Raw genomic sequence first — 1,357 nt, 5'->3', positions numbered from 1 at the left:
ACCGCTCTTCCGATCTAAAGGGTCACTTTTGTTTCCTGCATCTGTGTAACAGGATCATAACCGTAGGTGGTTGCAATATTTGCGGACTCACCAATCACATAAGGATCTGTGCCTTCTGGGTACTTGTCTCTCAGATCTTCGCCTTGGAACTTACCCCCGAAGTGGAAAGGAATAAATGCCAGACCCGGCTTCACTCTACGTGTCACCATCGCTTTCACATGAATACGGCCTTTTTCAGCGCCTTCAACCCACACCATGTCACCATCTTTAAATCCAATGTCGTTGGCATCTTTCGGGTTAACTTCTACAAACATTTCTTGCTGAAGTTCAGCTAACCAAGGGTTTGAGCGAGTCTCTTCTCCCCCACCTTCATACTCGACCAAACGGCCTGACGTTAAGATAATTGGATACTCTTGAGATTTATCTTGATCTTGAATTGATTTGTACATGGTTGGTAAACGGTAGATAGACTCACTGTCATCCCATGTTGGGTAATCGGCGACGAGATCTCGACGAGGTGTGTACAGTGGTTCCCGATGCAGTGGCACGCGGTCTGGGAAGGTCCACACAATTGCGCGTGCTTTCGCATTGCCAAACGGCATGCAACCATGCTTAATTGCAACGCGTTGGATTCCGCCTGAAACATCTGTTTTCCAGTTTTTACCTTCAGCAGCGAGTTTTTCTGCATCGGTAAGATCGTCCCACCAGCCTAAGCGTTTTAACAATTTGTCGGTAAATTCTGGATAGCCGTCTTGGAGTTCGCAATCTTTAGAATAGCTGTCCTCGGCAAGTAAATTTTTGCCCTCATATTCCACACCAAATCGAGCGCGGAAATTTCCTCCCCCCAACGCAACAGGCTTAGATGTGTCGTACAAAATATGCGTACCTGGGTGTTTCATGTCTGGAGTTCCCCAGCATGGCCAAGGTAACCCGTAAGTTTCTCCATGCGCTGGACCGCCCTCAGCTTCAAGAGAGGTTTTATGGAACGTATGCCAGTTCATGGTATGCGCTTTAATTCGCTCAGGGCTTTGACCGGTATAGCCAATGGTCCACATGCCGCGGTTGAATTCTTTTGTAATGTCTTCAATAACGGGCTGATTATTGTCAATTTTCACATTCTTAAATAGCTCATTCGCAATCCCGAGTTTCTTACTTAGTAGATACATGATTTCATGGTCAGGCTTGGATTCAAACAACGGCGGAATCACCTGCTCTCGCCATTGAAGAGAGCGATTAGAGGCGGTGACAGACCCCGTTGTTTCAAATTGCGTGGTTGCAGGAAGAAGGTAGACTCCATCGGTTCGATCATTCATCACTGCAGCAACGGTTGGGTATGGGTCAACAATCACCATCATGT

The 1,357-nt window shown here is 46.9% G+C and carries 1 protein-coding gene; it reads right to left on the bottom strand.

Translation table 11 applies throughout. The annotated features are described in order from the left end of the window. Nucleotides 1–14: 14 nt before the first annotated feature. A partial coding sequence (locus tag ACP45E_RS11430) for a formate dehydrogenase subunit alpha (RefSeq protein WP_158008380.1) occupies nt 15–1,357 on the bottom strand: 1,343 nt, incomplete at its 5' end.

It is taken from the genome of Vibrio genomosp. F10 str. 9ZD137, from assembly GCF_049974785.1.
Lineage (GTDB): Bacteria > Pseudomonadota > Gammaproteobacteria > Enterobacterales > Vibrionaceae > Vibrio.
Note: the sequence above shows the minus strand (reverse complement) of the source record. Positions and strands in the feature narration are given on the sequence as shown.